Origin of the sequence: Citrobacter sp. TBCP-5362 (genome assembly GCF_005406305.1) — a bacterium.
GTDB classification, from domain to species: domain Bacteria; phylum Pseudomonadota; class Gammaproteobacteria; order Enterobacterales; family Enterobacteriaceae; genus Citrobacter_B; species Citrobacter_B koseri.
The window spans coordinates 2,822,014-2,837,993 of the sequence record NZ_CP040234.1 but is presented as its reverse complement, the minus strand read 5'-3'; the positions used below and the strand labels follow the sequence as shown (position 1 = coordinate 2,837,993).

21 protein-coding genes are annotated in these 15,980 nt (G+C 53.1%); all 21 read left to right on the top strand.

Going from position 1 to position 15,980, the window contains the following annotated elements; translation table 11 throughout:
• Position 1: 1 nt before the first annotated feature.
• The 21 genes from FD428_RS13595 (at position 2) to FD428_RS13500 (ending at position 14,479) form a co-directional block, all read left to right on the top strand.
• Positions 2-193: a hypothetical protein gene (locus FD428_RS13595; RefSeq protein ID WP_114848438.1), complete on the top strand. Its 192-nt coding sequence runs from the start codon at positions 2-4 to the stop codon at positions 191-193.
• 93 nt (positions 194-286) lie between these two features.
• Positions 287-739, top strand: coding sequence for a head completion/stabilization protein (locus FD428_RS13590; RefSeq protein ID WP_114647442.1), 453 nt, complete (start codon positions 287-289; stop codon positions 737-739).
• Positions 736-1,218, top strand: a complete 483-nt coding sequence (locus FD428_RS13585; RefSeq protein WP_114848437.1) for a phage tail protein — start codon at positions 736-738, stop codon at positions 1,216-1,218. Before FD428_RS13590 ends, FD428_RS13585 begins: the two co-directional genes overlap by 4 nt.
• Positions 1,215-1,919 carry a hypothetical protein gene (locus tag FD428_RS13580; protein ID WP_114848436.1) on the top strand — a complete coding sequence of 235 codons (705 nt, stop codon included), beginning with the start codon at positions 1,215-1,217 and terminating at the stop codon, positions 1,917-1,919. The genes FD428_RS13585 and FD428_RS13580 overlap by 4 nt, the downstream gene beginning before the upstream one ends.
• A complete protein-coding gene (locus tag FD428_RS13575; RefSeq protein ID WP_114848435.1) occupies positions 1,916-3,043 on the top strand; it encodes a DUF2586 domain-containing protein in 1,128 nt (375 codons plus the stop codon). The genes FD428_RS13580 and FD428_RS13575 overlap by 4 nt, the downstream gene beginning before the upstream one ends.
• Positions 3,040-3,495: a phage protein gene (locus FD428_RS13570; RefSeq protein ID WP_114647438.1), complete on the top strand. Its 456-nt coding sequence runs from the start codon at positions 3,040-3,042 to the stop codon at positions 3,493-3,495. Before FD428_RS13575 ends, FD428_RS13570 begins: the two co-directional genes overlap by 4 nt.
• A gap of 9 nt (positions 3,496-3,504) precedes the next feature.
• Complete coding sequence (locus FD428_RS13565) at positions 3,505-3,801, top strand: phage holin family protein (RefSeq protein WP_114647437.1); 297 nt, start codon at positions 3,505-3,507, stop codon at positions 3,799-3,801.
• Positions 3,798-4,139 (top strand): M15 family metallopeptidase, encoded by a 342-nt coding sequence (locus tag FD428_RS13560; RefSeq protein ID WP_000175564.1) that lies wholly within the window; start codon positions 3,798-3,800, stop codon positions 4,137-4,139. The genes FD428_RS13565 and FD428_RS13560 overlap by 4 nt, the downstream gene beginning before the upstream one ends.
• Positions 4,139-4,471 (top strand): hypothetical protein, encoded by a 333-nt coding sequence (locus FD428_RS13555; RefSeq protein ID WP_114647436.1) that lies wholly within the window; start codon positions 4,139-4,141, stop codon positions 4,469-4,471. The genes FD428_RS13560 and FD428_RS13555 overlap by 1 nt, the downstream gene beginning before the upstream one ends.
• The gene (locus FD428_RS21855; RefSeq protein ID WP_114848434.1) at positions 4,443-4,631 is read left to right on the top strand and encodes a hypothetical protein; all 189 of its coding nucleotides are present in this window, start codon (positions 4,443-4,445) and stop codon (positions 4,629-4,631) included. The genes FD428_RS13555 and FD428_RS21855 overlap by 29 nt, the downstream gene beginning before the upstream one ends.
• On the top strand, positions 4,618-4,875 hold the full coding sequence (locus tag FD428_RS13545) for a putative phage tail assembly chaperone (protein ID WP_137675738.1): 258 nt from the start codon (positions 4,618-4,620) through the stop codon (positions 4,873-4,875). Before FD428_RS21855 ends, FD428_RS13545 begins: the two co-directional genes overlap by 14 nt.
• A gap of 50 nt (positions 4,876-4,925) precedes the next feature.
• Complete coding sequence (locus tag FD428_RS21960) at positions 4,926-5,066, top strand: hypothetical protein (protein ID WP_371417094.1); 141 nt, start codon at positions 4,926-4,928, stop codon at positions 5,064-5,066.
• Positions 5,063-7,027 carry a phage tail tape measure protein gene (locus FD428_RS13540; protein ID WP_114848432.1) on the top strand — a complete coding sequence of 655 codons (1,965 nt, stop codon included), beginning with the start codon at positions 5,063-5,065 and terminating at the stop codon, positions 7,025-7,027. The genes FD428_RS21960 and FD428_RS13540 overlap by 4 nt, the downstream gene beginning before the upstream one ends.
• Positions 7,027-7,356 carry a DUF2590 family protein gene (locus tag FD428_RS13535; RefSeq protein WP_114647432.1) on the top strand — a complete coding sequence of 110 codons (330 nt, stop codon included), beginning with the start codon at positions 7,027-7,029 and terminating at the stop codon, positions 7,354-7,356. The genes FD428_RS13540 and FD428_RS13535 overlap by 1 nt, the downstream gene beginning before the upstream one ends.
• Entirely contained in the window at positions 7,353-8,537 is a 1,185-nt protein-coding gene (locus FD428_RS13530) for a baseplate J/gp47 family protein (protein WP_114647431.1), read from the top strand. The genes FD428_RS13535 and FD428_RS13530 overlap by 4 nt, the downstream gene beginning before the upstream one ends.
• The gene (locus tag FD428_RS13525; RefSeq protein ID WP_114848431.1) at positions 8,530-9,126 is read left to right on the top strand and encodes a phage tail protein; all 597 of its coding nucleotides are present in this window, start codon (positions 8,530-8,532) and stop codon (positions 9,124-9,126) included. The genes FD428_RS13530 and FD428_RS13525 overlap by 8 nt, the downstream gene beginning before the upstream one ends.
• A gap of 5 nt (positions 9,127-9,131) precedes the next feature.
• Positions 9,132-11,012 carry a phage tail protein gene (locus FD428_RS13520; protein WP_114848430.1) on the top strand — a complete coding sequence of 627 codons (1,881 nt, stop codon included), beginning with the start codon at positions 9,132-9,134 and terminating at the stop codon, positions 11,010-11,012.
• A gap of 13 nt (positions 11,013-11,025) precedes the next feature.
• Positions 11,026-11,571, top strand: coding sequence for a tail fiber assembly protein (locus tag FD428_RS13515; RefSeq protein ID WP_114848429.1), 546 nt, complete (start codon positions 11,026-11,028; stop codon positions 11,569-11,571).
• Positions 11,561-12,286: a hypothetical protein gene (locus FD428_RS13510; RefSeq protein ID WP_114848428.1), complete on the top strand. Its 726-nt coding sequence runs from the start codon at positions 11,561-11,563 to the stop codon at positions 12,284-12,286. Before FD428_RS13515 ends, FD428_RS13510 begins: the two co-directional genes overlap by 11 nt.
• Positions 12,258-12,797, top strand: coding sequence for a hypothetical protein (locus tag FD428_RS13505; protein WP_114848427.1), 540 nt, complete (start codon positions 12,258-12,260; stop codon positions 12,795-12,797). Before FD428_RS13510 ends, FD428_RS13505 begins: the two co-directional genes overlap by 29 nt.
• A 2-nt stretch (positions 12,798-12,799) precedes the next feature.
• Positions 12,800-14,479: a hypothetical protein gene (locus FD428_RS13500; RefSeq protein ID WP_114848426.1), complete on the top strand. Its 1,680-nt coding sequence runs from the start codon at positions 12,800-12,802 to the stop codon at positions 14,477-14,479.
• Positions 14,480-15,980: the final 1,501 nt, after the last annotated feature.

Below are 15,980 nucleotides of genomic sequence, written 5' to 3'. Positions count from 1 at the left end.
TATGTCGTTTAAGCATGAGTTAGGACAGGTTGTTGAAGTTTCCATTAGCGGTGAAGAGGGGCATATCAAAGCCCGCGCGGAATATACCAACAGCTGCAACCAGTATCTGATCCACTACCAGACTGCTGACGGCCGCGCATCTGATGCGTGGTTTGAAGAAGGCGAGATTCAGGCCGCAAAACGCGGCGCATAAGGCTACCGACCCGAAAGCGGGCGCGGTGGAGGGGATCGCATAAGCGTGTCGCCCGTGGAAACCGGCCTGCCCGCTTTTTTTCGGAGAAACAGGATGTTCAGCGGAACCTCTATTGATTTTGATGATGCCATTCTGACGAATGACGGCTTCTGGCCAGACCTGAGCGTGAAGGATTTTCAGTCCCAGCGCACCATTCCGGCCGATATCGATGCGGCCACCATTCGCCAGGCGCTGCTGACCGCAGCCGGCGAAATCAATGATGATCTGATCAAGGTGGCCGCAAAATATCAGGGCGATGGTCATGCCAGCGCCGGGGCGGTTCCGGGGGTGGAAATCGACGGCGAAAACCTGCTGTGTGCTCGTTACCGTAAGGCGGTATATGCCCGTGCCAAAGCTGATCTGATGGGGGAGTTTGCGTCCATTGGGCGGCGCGAGAGCCATCCGGGGCAGGAGAGCGACGAAACCCGTTCCAGCCTGATTGCCGAATCCACACTGACGGTAAGGCGTATCAAGGGACTTAAACGTATTACGGTGGCCATGATATGAGCCAGCTTAAGCAACTGACCGATTTCCTCATTGCGAACATGCCAAAGCGGGCAATGCAGGGATTTGACAGCCAGATGGACGAAATCACGTTCATTCCGGCACAGCGGGATAACGGGCTGGGTCAGTATCGCCTTGCCATCATCCGCTACAACGCCGTCCTGACATGGGAGCGTTATCCGTACCGCGAGTACGATCCCAAAATCCTGATGGCGCTGTTTATGTCCTGGCTGACGGAGGATGAGCGGGGGCTGCTGGAGGAAACCGGCATTGACAGCGAGCTGCCGGAGTTCGATATCGAGACTATCGACCAGGAGACCGCCATCATGGTGGTGACGCTGCCGATGGCGGAAGAACTGAATATGGTTCCCGATCCCAAAGGTGAAATCCCCTTCGATGGTCAGCGCTGGCGACTGGCTGAGCCGGATATCTGGACGGCGGAGGAAGTGACCATTATCCCGCTCACTGAGGGGCAAAAATGATTCGGGGAGAGCTGAATCAGGAGCAGTTCCGGCAGCTTCAGGCGGCGCTGGCCAGCCTGGAGTTACCGCCACCGAAGCGCCGCCGCCTGTTGTGGCGTATGGCTAAATACGGTGTGGAAGCTGCCTCTAAGCGCAATGTGCGTAATCAGCAGTCCCCGGACGGGGATAAGTGGCCGGCAAGGCAGACACGGCGTAAGGGCAAGATGCTGCGCAATATGCCAAAACTTATCCGCATCCGGGAGATGCCGGAAACCGAGTCGGTCAGGCTGTATCTTGCCGGCGGTCATTATCGCAATGCTAAAGGTAATTTGCCTGCCGGCGTCGTGGGCTATGTCCAGCAAAACGGAATGAGTGTCACCGTTAACCGTAAGCAGGTAGCAGGCCGTGAGCAGGGGGATAAACCCGCCTCACTGCGACAGGCGAAACGCCTGCGCAAAGCCGGGTACAAAGTCAGGCGTGGCAAGCGCTGGCGTAAACCCGGATATAAGGAAATACAGGAAAAAATGACCGCCCGTCAGGCTGGTCTGCTTATCCGGGTACTGGAGGATAAGCCGGTCAAAACGGCCTGGCAGATTGATTTACCTGCCAGGGCGTTTCTGGGGATTGGTCAGGAAGATTTTAACAAAGCGCTGGCGCGACAGCTTCAGGCTGTCGGGTTCGGTCTGGATGTTAACGCGCAGGATATCAGGGGGAGATCATGACCTGGCCAACTGTAACCGTGAACCAGGTAAACCAGCTGCTGGGCGAAACCAATGAGGTGGAGCGCACGCTGCTGTTTATCGGTACCGGTTCAACGAATGTAGGGAAGACGCTGGCCGTCAACGCGCAGAGCGATTTTGATGCGTTGCTGGGCGAGGGTGACAGCCCGTTAAAGAGTGATGTACTGGCCGCGCTGGCTAATGCCGGCCAGAACTGGTGGGGATTTGTCCATGTGCTGGCCGCAGACAGCGAGCCGGATGCCTGGGTGGCAGCGGTTAAAGCTGCACAGGTGTCCTGTTCGGTTGAAGGGGTGGTGCTGTCGGATGATGTATCCGCTAAAGCGACCATTAACCAGGCGGCAACGCTGCGATCGGAACTGGCGGCAAAATACGGGCGCTGGGTGTGGTTCATCCTGGCCGTGCAGGGAATGCAGGAGGAAGAAGCCCAGGCGGATTACCTGACCCGTGTGTCTGCCATTCAGGATGGTATTGCAGAGAAGGCGGTGCAACTGGTTCCGCGTTTGTGGGGAAATGAGCCGGGTGTGCTGGCTGGTCGTCTGTGCAGTCGTGCCGTGACTATCGCAGACAGTCCTGCCCGTGTGAAAACCGGGGCGCTGCTTAATCTGGGCAGTGATGAAATGCCGGTTGATGGTACCGGGGCGGTACTGGAGCTGGCCACGCTTCAGGCACTGGAAGCCCAGCGCTTTAGTGTGCCGATGTGGTACCCGGATTATGACGGTTTTTACTGGGCTGACGGGCGAACGCTGGATGTGGAAGGCGGCGATTACCAGTCGATTGAAACCCTGCGTGTTGCCGATAAAGCCGCGCGTCGTGTGCGTTTGCTGGCTATCGGCAAAATTGCCGACCGTTCGCTTAACAGCACACCGGGTAGTATTGCCGCACACCAGACGCTGTTTGCGCGTCCGTTGCGTGAAATGTCCACGGCCGCAAACATTAACGGCGTGTCCTTCCCGGGCGAGGTGAAGCCGCCGCAGGATGGCGATATTACGATCGTCTGGAAGAACAAAAAGGCCGTAGATATTTACATTGTGGTGCGTACGTATGAAGTACCGCTGCAAATCACGATCAGCCTGTTGCTGGATGCCAGCCTGGAGGCAAACTCATGACCAGACGAATTTCCGGCATGTCCTTCGACTTCTATATGGATGGCGAGCTGGTACATGCGGAGAAGATTTCGCTCGATATTACCGACAATACCGCCGCTGCGCAGACGCGCGGCGTGCCAGACGGCTGGGTGGATGGCGACGTGTCCGCAGAAGGTGAGCTGGAGCTGGCTACCAAAGCGCTGGTTTCCATTAAAGCCCGGGCGCAGTCTGCCGGGTCGTGGCGTGGAATTCCTGAGCTGGATTTTCTTTTCTATGCCAAAGCCGGCAACGAAGAAACCAAAGTGGAGGCGTTCGGCTGCAAGCTGCTGCTGAACAACCTTCTGGATCTCGATCCCAAAGGCGGGGCGCTGTCCACGCGAAAAATTAAGTTTCTCGTGACCAGTCCCAAATTTATCAATATTGACGGCATTCCGTATCTGGAAGCGGAAGCCACGGAAAATCTGATCGGATAAGAGGCAGGGATGCAGGATTACGAAAAGGGATTTATTGCGCTTGTTGTCATGGGGGCGCTGATTGCACTGGGTAAGCTGCTGAACAGCGATGAGCCGATCACCATTCGTCTGGTTGCAGGTCGCGTTATTGTCGGCAGCGGGTTGACGCTGGTCGCCGGAGTGGCGTTGTACTTTGTCCCGGATATCCATCCTCTGGCCATCGCCGGTTTTGGTTCCAGTCTGGGTATCCTCGGGCAGAACGTCGTGGAAGCATGGCTGCGCAAGCGGGCTTTTTCAGGGATTTTTGATAAAAGGGCAGGGAAATGACACTGAGCGAAAAGCAACAACGGTTTACTTCGATGATTGCGTTGTTAATCCAGTATGCCAACGCCAACGGGATGTGGCTGACCTTCGGTGAGGCGTACCGTACACCGGAACAGGCTGCACTGAACGCGAAGAAAGGCAGCGGCATTTCCAACAGTCTGCACACCTTGCGTCTGGCCGTTGATTTTAATCTGTTCGTGAAGGGAGAGTACAAAACCCGCACGGAAGATTATCTGCCACTGGGTGAATACTGGGAATCGCTGGGTGGTTCGTGGGGAGGGCGCTTCAAATCCCGTCCTGACGGTAATCACTTCAGTCTGGAACACAACGGGGTTCGCTGATGGACAGAACGGTGGCGGGAGTTCTGTTGCTGGTCGCGCTGGCGTTTGCCAGCGGCTGGACAGTGGCCGGATGGCAGCGGGACAGTATTGATCTGACCATCCGTGATACCGCCGCCGCTACTGGCAAGGAGCTTGCTGGTATTGCCAGTTCATCCAGTCGCCGGCTGGAAGAAAAGCTGGAGGCGATAAAGGAGGTGCAACCGCGTGAAATTCGTACCGAAGTGGTTAAGCCGGTGTTTACCAACGTGTGTATGTCTGATGATTTTGTCCGCATGTACAACGAGGCCGCAGCCGGTACCGAACGTGCGTTATCAGGAAAATCTGCTGACTAAATGCGTCACGCAGCTGCCGCGCCTGAGAGGCATTCAGGGTAAAGACGCGGCGGATATTTTAACAGTTTACCTTGATCTGTACGGTCAGTGTGCCGCACGACATAACCAGCTTGTTGATGAAATTAATTTAAGAGAGAGTGTTATTTATGGAAAAGATTAATCTTACTGTTTGTGGTCAGGATATTACCTTTGAGCCTAACCAGACGGCCTATAATAAGTTAATTAATGAAATGGCGATGGATAATAAAGTTGTGCCAGCGCACAATTATCTGACGCGTATTGTTGCGGCGGAAAGCAAAGAAGCGCTGGCTGATATTTTAAAACGTCCCGGCGCTGCGCTTCAGCTTGTGAGTAAAGTTAACGAACTTTACGCGCCAGAACTGGAAATTGAAGTAAAAAACTAACAAGACGAGTCCAGGCTATTGAAGAGAATGGACTCGAACAGTATTTAATATTGCGTCGTCATTATCTCCCGCATGGAGAAGATACCGTGGATGATATTTCCGCTGCTGTCTGGCTGGATAATCGTCACTGGGAATATATGCGTATTGCAGTGGCTAACGGAATTAACACTGCTTTTAAAGGCACGGAATGAAACAATTAGATTTTACATTAAGCCTGATTGATAAACTGACCCGCCCGTTAAAACAGGCTCAGGGCAGCGTCACAGGTTTTGCGGAAAAATCAAAAGCGTCCTTTATGCGTATTGGCGGCGGTGTGCTGGCGCTGGCAGGTACCGGAATGGCAATCAAAGGCGCGTTATCGCCTGCTCTGGAAATGTACGATGCGCTGAATGATGCCGCCGCCAAAGGGATTGACGATACATCGCTGAAAACCGTGCAGCGTGACGCACTGCGATTCAGCATGACCTACGGCGCCAGCGCGGTGGAGTTCGTGAAGTCAACGGAAGACATTAACGCCTCCATTGCCGGCCTGAGCAGTACCGAGTTACCGAAAGTGACGAAGGTCGCCAATACGCTGGCTTTTGCCATGAAATCCACCGCCGCCGAAACAACGGAGTTTATGGGGCAGATGTACGGCAACTTTTCCGCTGAAGCGACAAGGCTTGGGAAAGTCCCCTTTGCCGAACAGCTGGCGGGAAAGATGGTGTACATGCGCAAAACCTTCGGTACCGAGATGGGAGCCATCAAAGACCTGATGGAAGGTGCGCGAGGCGTCGGGACTAACTACGGTGTCGGGATGGACGAACAGCTGGCGGTGCTGGGGCAACTGCAACGCACGCTGGGAACGGAGGCCAGTAGCGCCTACGAGGGCTTTATGACCGGCGCGATTGATGGCGCTAAAAAGCTCGGACTTTCGTTTACCGACGTGAACGGCAAAATGCTGTCAATGCCGGACATGCTGACGAAGCTCCAGAACAAGTACGGCAAAAGCCTGGATGGCAACCTGAAAGCGCAGGCGGAGCTGGATGCCGCCTTTGGTGACAGTTCCGCCGTGGTCAAACAGCTGTATGGCAACGTTGCCTTACTGCAACGCAATATCACTGAGCTGGGCGGTGCTGACGGACTGAAGCGCACGCAGGAAATGGCGGCAAAAATGGTGAAGCCGTGGGATCGCTTTGTGCAAATCCTGAAAGCCATTCAGACGGTGATTGGCCTGACGTTGATCCCCGTTCTGTATCCGGTACTGAACCGGCTGGCCGATATGGGGCAGACCTTCGCGCGCTGGATGCAGATGTTTCCCAATATCGCGCGCGTTATCGGCTATGCATCCATGACGTTGCTGGGCTTTGCCGCCGTGGGGGCGACAGCAAATATCGTAATGGGTGTTTCTGCATTCATCATAACGGGGCTGACTGGTATCTGGCGTTTGCTGGTTGCAGTCGTGAAGTCTTACACCGTGGTTGTCTGGCTTGCGCAGAAAGCGGTTTTAGCCTGGAACATTGTGCTGAAAACCCTGCGGGGCGCTCTGCTGGCGGTACGCATGGTCGCGATACTGGCAGGCATCAGTATCAACCTGATGAGCTGGCCGGTGCTGTTGGTCATCGGTGCGATTGCCGCGCTGGTTGTGGGCTGTTACCTGCTGGTTAAACACTGGGATGCCATCAAAGCCGCTGTGATGGACAGCGCCGCCTTTAAGGCTGCGGCGGACGTGGTGAAGTGGCTGGCCGGTGTGTTTACTTCAGCATGGGATTCCGTCATCGCCGGCTGGAACAGCTTCATTGCGTTGCTCTACGGGTTTTCTCCGTCAAAGGCGTTGGGCGGCATGGCCAGCGGTATTGTGACGATGTTTGATAACGTCTGGCAGACCATCAAAGGCGGGTTCCTGAAGTCCTGGAACTGGATCGTTGAAAAGCTCAACAAGATACCCGGCGTCAGTATTTCAATGGCCAGTGAAGGCCAGCCGGCGCTGACGGGCAATACTCTTTCCACTGGCGGAGAATTAAAAGGCATTGAACGGGGCGGTATCAGCAGCACTATCAGCAAAAATTCAAAGTCGGTAACGGATAACAGCAAAAACATTGGCGAAGTGCATTTCCATAGCGAACAGCCATTTACGCCGGGTCTGCTAATGGAATGGCAGGAGCTTAATTAATGAGTGATTTACTTTATATCGACCTGCTTATTGAAGGGCGTAACTTCGTACTTAATACGGGTAGTGAACCTGAGCTGTGTAATAACCGTAAAAGTATCGGGCAGGATGTTGTTCATTCAATTATCGAAAGTGGCCTCGCTACGCAATTAATTGCCGAGCGCAGCCCGACTTTACGCGCGGATATTTTTACCCAACTGGAACTGCTGGTTGAAAGTGACGATCGCATTGTGCCGGGTACGGTAGAAATCAGCGAGGAAAGCGCTAAACGTCTGTGGGTGACAGCCGGTACGTATGATTTTGGCAGTATTACTTATCAGGTGAACTTATGACGGAAAAGCCGCAGGTCGATTTTGAAGAGGTGGTAAAAGCCAGCGGGATGCCGACCACGGAAGAAGAGGTGCGTACCCGTTTTAATACCGTTGTGGCCGATGAAGGGCTGATTACTAATACGTCCCGCATGTCGCCGTTCTGGCGGCTGATTACTGCGATTGTAACCGCGCCGGTGATGTGGCTGAAGGATGCGCTGGTTGCGGTAGTAATGCCTGGTATGTTTGTGGCCACCGCCACCGGCCAGATGCTGCGCCTGCTGGCCTGGGCGGTGAACGTCACGCCAAAACCGGCCAGCGCGGCCGAGGGTGTGATCCGTTTCTTCAAGGAGGATGTCAAGCAGGTGGTGACGGTGAAAGCCGGCACGGTAGTACAGACGGAGCGTATCAACGGGAAAGTCTACGCATTATCCACCGTTGCGGATGTGACGATCCCTTCCGGTACCGCCAGTTCATTGCTGGCCGTGAAAGCGACGGGAACGGGGGGCGCATATAACCTTGCGCCGGGATACTACCGTATTTTGCCGGTGGCGGTGGATGGTATCAGCCACGTTGCCAGTGAAGAAAACTGGCTGACTGTGCCGGGAGCTGACGAGGAGAGCGACGACGAACTGCGCGAACGCTGCCGCAATCAGTTTAACCTGGTTGGCAACTATCACACCGATGCGGTTTACCGCTCGATGATTGCCGGCGTGGCCGGCCTGAGCATTGACAGGATTTTCTTTGAGCATGACGCACCGCGCGGGCCTGGTACCGCGAACGCGTATCTTCTGCTGGACAGCGGGGTTGCGTCCGACCCTTTTATTGATGCCGTCAACGACTATATCAACACGCAGGGACATCATGGCCACGGCGATGATATGCAGTGTTTCGCCATGCCGGAAACCCGCCACGATCTGGCTGTCACGGTCTTTGTCAAAAACCTGAGCAATATCGAGCAGGAGCAGCGTGACAGCCTGAAAAAAGGGGTTGAAAACCTTGTGCGTTGTGCCTTTCGTGAGAATACGGACTATGACGTGAAGAAGACATGGCCATACTCGCGTTTTTCCTTCTCACAACTGGGGCGGGAGATCCATAAGACGTTCCCGGATGCGGATTCGCTGGAGTTTTCGCTGAAAGATATCACCAGTGAACTGAGTGTACCGAGACTTAACGTGCTGACAGTGGAATTACAGGATGAATGATTTTCTGAAAAAACTGGCCAGCATGGTGCTGCCGTCATGGATGGACAAGGGCGAGCCGCAAAAGCTCCTGAAAGCGGCGAAAACCTTCTGGGCGGACGTTTACAGCTGGATTACGTGGCCGCTGCGCCAGTTTGATCCGCTGACCTGCAATGAGGCGATACTGAGTCTTATTGCCTGGGACAGAGATATCAGCCGTTTTAACGGCGAACCGCTGAAACTGTTTCGCCGGCGCGTTGCTTACGCTTTTGTGAATGCAGCCGACGCTGGTTCTGTTGAGGGGTTTATTAACATTTTTGACCGGCTGGGGATTGGCTACGTCGAACTGATAGAGCGCCAGCCGGGGATTGACTGGGACGTGATACTGGTTCGCGTCACCGACGGTCAGATATCGGATAACACCGAGTTGATGATCCAGATTATCCGACAATACGGCCGTACATGCCGGCGCTATCAGTTTGAGGTCATCACCTCCGAAAATTTATCCATCCGGGCAGGATGGGATCAGGGTGAATATGTTGTTTATCCGGCGAGGATTGCCGGCACCGAAACCAGCAGCGCAACATTCAGCGCGAGCTTACAGGGAGAGTAATTTTTATGTCACAGACGGCGATAACGCTGGCATTTGAGCAGTGGAAAGCGCAGCAGGCTGCAACGGGTGAGCCTGTCCTGCTCGACGAGTTTGTTTTCGCGCTGGTTCCGGGGCTTGACCCGGATTTACCTGTCGATCGCAGCGAAACATTGCCACCGGCCGCGCAGATTGTTCATCGTGAACCCGTCACCCGTAAAGGGGTGGTAAATGAAAATGCTGTTGTGCATTCGGCGGTGCTGGGTGCGGATGTGGGCGATTTCTCCTTCAACTGGATCGGGCTGACAAATAAGGCCACCGGCACGCTGGCTATGATCGTACATGCCCCTGAACAGCAGAAGCTGAAGACGAAAGAAGGGCAGCAGGGCAACGTTCTGACCCGTTCTTTCCTCATGGAGTTTACTGGCGCACAGACTGAAACGGCCATTAACACGCCGGCTGAGACATGGCAGATTGACTTCACCGCCCGGATGGCGGGGATGGATGAGCGTCAGCGGCTGGAAAATACCGACCTTTACGGGACTGCGGCTTTCTTCGGTGATGGCTGGCTGGTTGGTAAAACCGGCAATCAGTTTTTTGTTACCAAAGGCGCGGGATATGTGGCGGGGCTGCGGGCGGTGCTGGCAGCGAACCAGAACATCACAGTAACAACAAAGCCTGTCAAAATCTGGCTGGATGTATGCTGGACGGGAGCACTGACCAGTGTCTGGGCTGTGCAAAGCAAAGTTACAGTAGCTGCTAACCTGTCAGACTACGAGCAGAACGGCGTGAAGCATTACGTTTTTGCGCTGGCCAGCATTGACGCCAACGGGAATATCACAGATTTGCGGCCAAAAGGCACCCTGGGAGAACAACAGGCAAATAGTGATTTTGTCCGTAAAGATAAAAACCTTTCTGATATTAACGATAAAGCAAAGTCATTATCAAATATCGGTGGCGTCCCGAAAACAACAGAAATTAATGGTTATCAATTATCTGATGATATTGATTTATCGTTTAATGATGTTGGTGCAATGCCTGTCGAAGTTAACGGAGTTATCAGGGATGGCGCGACGATGGCAGCAGCAAATAAGGGGGGATGGTGGCGCGTTGTTGTTACGAATCCTGCTGCTATGTCAGATTTTCCTGCGCGTCCGAATGGTACAAAGCTGTATGGCTATGGATATATGTTTGTCATGTTGAGCGAAAACTCATGGCTTCAGCACTATTATTCACATCGTGGCGAAGTCGCTATTCGGCAGGAATGGACAACGGGGCCAACTACAGATGTGGAGTGGAATATTGATTACAATCCCGCGAATAAACCCACTGCTGGCGATGTTGGGGCGCTTCCTGTATCAGGTGGTGAAGTGCAGGGGCCGGTGACGGTAAAAAGAAATAATGCCGCAATTACTATTAAGAATGCGTCACCTAACTTATCTCTTTATATGCTGGGTGTTGATGAAAATGGAGGTAATCTTTTCTATGTTGGACGGGGCGGGGCTGGCTATGCTGTCGCACTATATAATTATAAAGGTAGCAATGGCATAAATTTAAATGAAGATGGCTCAATTTTAATCAGCTTGCCAGCCGGAAAAAATGTAACAACAAACAGGCAATTTGTGCCATTGGACTACGGTAATTTTGATTTACGTTACCAGGCAAAAGGGAATTACACGCCCTCAGGAGAGGCTTATACAAAGGCGCAGTCTGATTCACGCTATTTGCAGGGGATTCGTGTAAGCGCAACTCAGGTTCGTGAATTTCGAGATGGTGGTGGTTATTCGTCAAATGACGCGGCGTTTGCGACTGCAATTGCAATGGTAGGCGGAAGTTCAAACGTTGGTTCTCTGCTTGTCAGGTATCTCCAGCGGAATATTAACGGCACCTGGGTAAATGTAGCTACGTAATCAGGGGAATAAAATGCAGCATCTTAAAAATTTAAAAAAATATACTCCAGACGACGCATATAATTTGTTCTTAATGGATGAGCATGGCGCAGAGTTTTTTATCTCTGACGATGGTCGGGACTGGTACGAATCACAAGCCGCTTTTCTTCCTGATACATTGAAAGTGGCATATGACGAAGCGGGAATTATTCGTTGTATCAGCAATGATGTGACAGCTATTTACCCGCGAGATTTTAGCATTGTGGAAGTTAAAGCCACGGCAAAAAATAAAATGGCGGATATTTCAGGAGAATGGGTATTTAAAGACGGAAAAATCCAGCCGCGCCAGTATTCGCAAAATGAATTAGTCGAACGGGCGGAGGCAAAGAAAACTGAATTATTGTCAGCCGCAGCCGCTGCAATCGCGCCGTTGCAGGATGCGGTAGATATTGGGGAGGCAACGGAAGAAGAATCCGCGCTTTTACTGGAATGGAAAAAGTACCGGGTTCTGCTTAATCGCATTAAGCCAGTCGATGCGCCAGATATTGCCTGGCCGGAGGTACCAGAAAGTGTGGCGTGAAGCGCGTCTGGCATTTGATGATTCGGTTGCGGCGCTGAATTGCTCCATCGTGCCGGCGCATCCGTGGGTTTATGGTCTTGGGCAGCAGACAGAGAATGGCGCATATCTTAGCCCTGTTAACGCCATTTCTTATCTGGCTGAAAAGCTGGCAGGTACAGGCGGAAACGCTGATGTGGTCATTATGATGGTTGCCGGCCAGACGCATGACAGCTTTATGAGCAGCCTTAGCCAGTTGGTTGATGTTTTTCCGGCACCGGCGTTTACCCAGGTAAAACGCCTGGCACTTTCAGCCGCAGAACTGGCGATGGAAAAGATGCAAATCCCGGCAAAATACAGTGCCGGACTGGCTGATGCACTTCCTCTGTCAGTACCGACCAACAGGGCAGCGCTTGCGGCAGCGGCAATCAAAAAAGCGCAGGAAGAAGCGGCTGCGGTGGTGGATATCGGGGCGCTTCAGAAACAACTGGACGACTTTGCCCGCCTGCGCGATGGCCTGCTGAGTGATATCGCTAACGATCTGGCTGAGTTGCAGGGAAAAAGTGCAAGGGCGTGGGTATTTACCGCCAGTGGCGATTTATCCACCACTATTCTGGATCTGGTAAAAGGCATCCCGTTGCAATCAGCGATCTACACTGCGGCGATGATGCTGACTGGTGACAACCTCGACGGCATAAAAGGAATGATACATGACCTCGAACCCGACGCTGGCGCTTAACGGAGAGGCGATCCAGCTGAAAAACATGCGCGTAACGATAACGCAGCAGTTTCAGGACAAAGACCAGTCCGGGCAGACCAGCTCTACAACGAAGTCCGAGCAGGGCATGAAGGGTAAAGAGCTGCGCGTATCCGGCGAGGTTCCTTTCAAAAATAAAGAGATATTGCGCCGCATCTTTGAGCTGGCCAGCGCTACTGATGCCAGCGGCCAGCGCCAGAAGTATCGCGTCGCCCATGAGCAGGCGCGTGCCGTCAATTTTCGTGAAGCCACCTTCACCGGCACGCTCGATGCTCCCCAGTTGGACGGGAAAATGTCATGGCTGGTGACATTTACGCTGACCGAGCATATCAGCGTCCAGGAAAAACGCGAGGCGAGGGCGAGCAGTAAATCAACGGCGAAAAAGCAGGGAGGCGCTGCCGGCAGCGCTGGTCAGTCAGCTGATGAAGATGATGAGAAAATGACGTGGTTTGAGCGCAAAGTTCTGAAACCCGTCAACGATGCGCTGGGGTAAGGATGAAACCGATAAAACGCCTGTACCTGTCAACTGATGAGGTGCATCTTGCTGATGCCAGCCTGGTACTGGAACTGAACAGCTGCGGCCGGGGGTTTATTACGGCCGAAACTGACCAGGACTATACCGGCAAGCTGGTACGTCTTGATGTCGGGTATACCGACCTTCTCTTGCGGTGGTTTACGGGGTATGTGGAACGATCACAGCCGGCAGATAACGGCTTTCAGCGGCTTTTTGTTCGTGAGCTGGTTGGCGTGTTTGAACGTCTGTGGCCATGTTCACTTCAGCACCCGACGCTGCGTAGCGTCGCCGGCTGGCTGGAAGAGAACAGCGGCCTTACGGTGACGGTACCCGATGCCGATTACGCGGATAAACCGATCCCCCACTTTACCCACAGCGGCAGCGGGTATCAGCTGCTGAATAATCTGGGTAAAGCCTTTGGTATCACGGATTACATCTGGTACCAGTTGCCTGATGGCGGGCTGTATGTGGGAGGCGCGGAAAAGTCACTCTTTGCCGGCAAGCCGGTGGATATTCCGGCCGAATTTAGCCAGGGGGCTGCTGGCGGCAATACCATGACATTACCGGTTGTCCAGAGCCTGCGGCCGGGGGTTGAAATGAACGGCGAGCGTGTAACAAAGGTTCACCTGACTAATGACACGATGGCCGTTACCTGGACGCCGCGTAACCGGGCAACAGGCCAGCCATTGCAGAAATCGCCAGTACAGCGGCAGATTGAAAGCCATTTCCCGGAGCTGGCGTCCGGGTTGCATTTGCCAAAGTTCGCCCGCGTCATTGCACCGACAGAAGCTGTTAAAAGCGGGAATTTTTCAGATCCGTTCCGTCCGCGCTATGCCGTGGACGTGCAACTGCTTGACGCAGACGGAAAGCCCGACGCACAGACGCCAGTGTATTCTGCTGTTCCACTTCCGGTACCGATGGCCGGTAATGATTCCGGCATGTATCAGTTCCCACCGGAAGGAACTCTGGTAGAAGTGGCGTTTACCGATGGGCGCCCGGATAAACCTTTTATCCGCCAGACTGTGCCGGATGGTACCAGCCTGCCTGATATCAAACCCGGCGAGCAGCTCCAGCAGCAGCGGGCTGAAGTCTCCCAGCGCGTGACGCAGGCAGGGGACTGGGTACGACAGACTGACCAGACAATTAGTGAAACATCGATGGCCAGAACCGTTAAGGCCGATACTGAAAACAGGGAGCTGGTAAGCCGCGACACGACCATTAAGGCCACGGATAAAACCAGCGTTATCGGCACATCCACGCTGATGGCCGGAGCCATTCAGCAGGTCAGCACTGGCAAGTTTAGCCAGGCGATTCAGGGTAGCCGGCTGGCCACTATCGGCGGTAGCGATGAAATGGCCGTGACCGAAAACGTCACCGTTACGATCGGGAAGAACCTGACGGAGCAGATTGGCCAGATTCGAAAAAGCGTTGCGGCCGTACAACAGCAGATTATCGCGCCGGTGGTGTGGATCGGTTCCGGCAGCATTAACGTGGCACAACTGATGCTGGATACACTTGATGTGGTAAAGCAGCTGGCTGAACTGACGGCCAGCCATACGCACAGCAACACGGGCGCACCAATGAACGCCGGCGACATTCGCGGCACCGGCACACAAGCCGGCATGCTGAACGATAAATACTCCCCTGTAATCGGTAAGTAAAACACCCTTCCCACCCGCTCACTGTAGCGGGTTTTTTGTACACATCCCAAACGTCGCAGAACGCTTTCAGAGCGTCGCTTTATCACGCCTGAACAAATCCATTCCCTCATTCAGCGCAGCGGCGCACGCTTGCGCCTGCGCATCCTGACGGCGGCGAAATAACGGCGGAAGTGACGAAAACGGCGCTACACCGCACCCGCCTGCGGTTTTCGTGTAGAAAATGATTTCAGTTTTTCCGGGGGTACAATACACCTCGGCAGACCGCGCCAGCGCTGGGGCTTTGACGACCGATCGCTAACTGAAATGTGTGAAACAGATTTCAAAGATTTCAGTTTTTTGGCGATTGTCGGCAGCTTGCGGAAGAAGGTAAAGCCTTGCGCCATGCGGGATGAGGTGTGATTACGTGATTTTTTACGTAACAGTCACCGCAGGATCACGTACATGGAGACGTGTAGCAAACCCTTGACTGGCGCGGTCTGGAGCAAAGCAGAGGTTAAGTGCAGAACTGAAATATGTTTCACAGAATGATATGGGGCTTGTAGATGCCTGCTGAGGCTTATATAGGCTAATGAAGTTTGCAACATCCGTTCCCAGTGAGTACACTTGTCCCTGTTAGTGGATGTGTACGCGCTTCGGTTGAGGCTCCACAACCAATCAGTACGAAATGAAAGAACCCAACCTCACCAGTTGGGTTTTTTCATTTCTGCCCTCTCTGACTTAATCCTTTGAATTTCTTTCCTGTCTCCCTATAATCCGTGTCGTTAGTGGTAGCGCGTTCCGACACGTCGCGGGCATGTGACAATATGTTCAAGCCCTGGCTGAATTACGAGTGGTGTCGGTTCAGAGCCTCAACCGGAGCGCGTACACATCCACTAACAATGTGCCCCTGCGAACCAGGCAGTGTGAAGGCTTTAGCAGTGGTATCGCGCTCCTCTACAGGAGCAACGTGGTGAAGGGATTTTTACAAATCGCTGTCATCGCTCTAAAGGCGCTGGTCGCCTTGATTGAGCTGATTCTGGCCTGCTTACCGTAAGCAGTCAGGAAACGTAACTAAGGCCACCGGCTCACCCCCGGTGGCCTTTAACATTTCTGTCTCCACCCACCGTTCTATCTCCTGTTTACACAGATACACATCACTAACATTCATACCAACATAACTACCAACAAATCAGGGGGATTTTTAGCCAGTCCTGAAGTTTTTAAAATTTGAGGGGGGGCATCGGAAAACCGTCACAAACATCACAAGGTTTTAAAAAGTTATATATGTTAATGATATATAATAAAAAATTAGCATATAGGAAACCATCACAAAACCATCACAAGAGCATCACAGTGTGACGGTTTAAAAACATCACATATCTGTTTCATAACCTACTGAATTTATTGGGTGTGACGTTTTATGTTACGTTTTGTGATGGTTTTACCGTCACAACTTTTATGTAATTAATTCAAGGTGATATCGACTGTTTTTATAGGGTGTGATGGTTGTGACGGTTTTCCG

Coding starts and splice junctions, on each gene's coding strand:
- FD428_RS13540 (WP_114848432.1), top strand. CDS start 5,063: ATGAAACAATTAGATTTTACATTAAGCCTGATTGATAAACTGACCCGC.
- FD428_RS13545 (WP_137675738.1), top strand. CDS start 4,618: ATGGAAAAGATTAATCTTACTGTTTGTGGTCAGGATATTACCTTTGAG.
- FD428_RS13500 (WP_114848426.1), top strand. CDS start 12,800: ATGAAACCGATAAAACGCCTGTACCTGTCAACTGATGAGGTGCATCTT.
- FD428_RS13595 (WP_114848438.1), top strand. CDS start 2: ATGTCGTTTAAGCATGAGTTAGGACAGGTTGTTGAAGTTTCCATTAGC.
- FD428_RS13530 (WP_114647431.1), top strand. CDS start 7,353: ATGACGGAAAAGCCGCAGGTCGATTTTGAAGAGGTGGTAAAAGCCAGC.
- FD428_RS13535 (WP_114647432.1), top strand. CDS start 7,027: ATGAGTGATTTACTTTATATCGACCTGCTTATTGAAGGGCGTAACTTC.
- FD428_RS13505 (WP_114848427.1), top strand. CDS start 12,258: ATGACCTCGAACCCGACGCTGGCGCTTAACGGAGAGGCGATCCAGCTG.
- FD428_RS13515 (WP_114848429.1), top strand. CDS start 11,026: ATGCAGCATCTTAAAAATTTAAAAAAATATACTCCAGACGACGCATAT.
- FD428_RS13560 (WP_000175564.1), top strand. CDS start 3,798: ATGACACTGAGCGAAAAGCAACAACGGTTTACTTCGATGATTGCGTTG.
- FD428_RS13520 (WP_114848430.1), top strand. CDS start 9,132: ATGTCACAGACGGCGATAACGCTGGCATTTGAGCAGTGGAAAGCGCAG.
- FD428_RS13580 (WP_114848436.1), top strand. CDS start 1,215: ATGATTCGGGGAGAGCTGAATCAGGAGCAGTTCCGGCAGCTTCAGGCG.
- FD428_RS13525 (WP_114848431.1), top strand. CDS start 8,530: ATGAATGATTTTCTGAAAAAACTGGCCAGCATGGTGCTGCCGTCATGG.
- FD428_RS13555 (WP_114647436.1), top strand. CDS start 4,139: ATGGACAGAACGGTGGCGGGAGTTCTGTTGCTGGTCGCGCTGGCGTTT.
- FD428_RS13575 (WP_114848435.1), top strand. CDS start 1,916: ATGACCTGGCCAACTGTAACCGTGAACCAGGTAAACCAGCTGCTGGGC.
- FD428_RS13565 (WP_114647437.1), top strand. CDS start 3,505: ATGCAGGATTACGAAAAGGGATTTATTGCGCTTGTTGTCATGGGGGCG.
- FD428_RS13570 (WP_114647438.1), top strand. CDS start 3,040: ATGACCAGACGAATTTCCGGCATGTCCTTCGACTTCTATATGGATGGC.
- FD428_RS13585 (WP_114848437.1), top strand. CDS start 736: ATGAGCCAGCTTAAGCAACTGACCGATTTCCTCATTGCGAACATGCCA.
- FD428_RS13590 (WP_114647442.1), top strand. CDS start 287: ATGTTCAGCGGAACCTCTATTGATTTTGATGATGCCATTCTGACGAAT.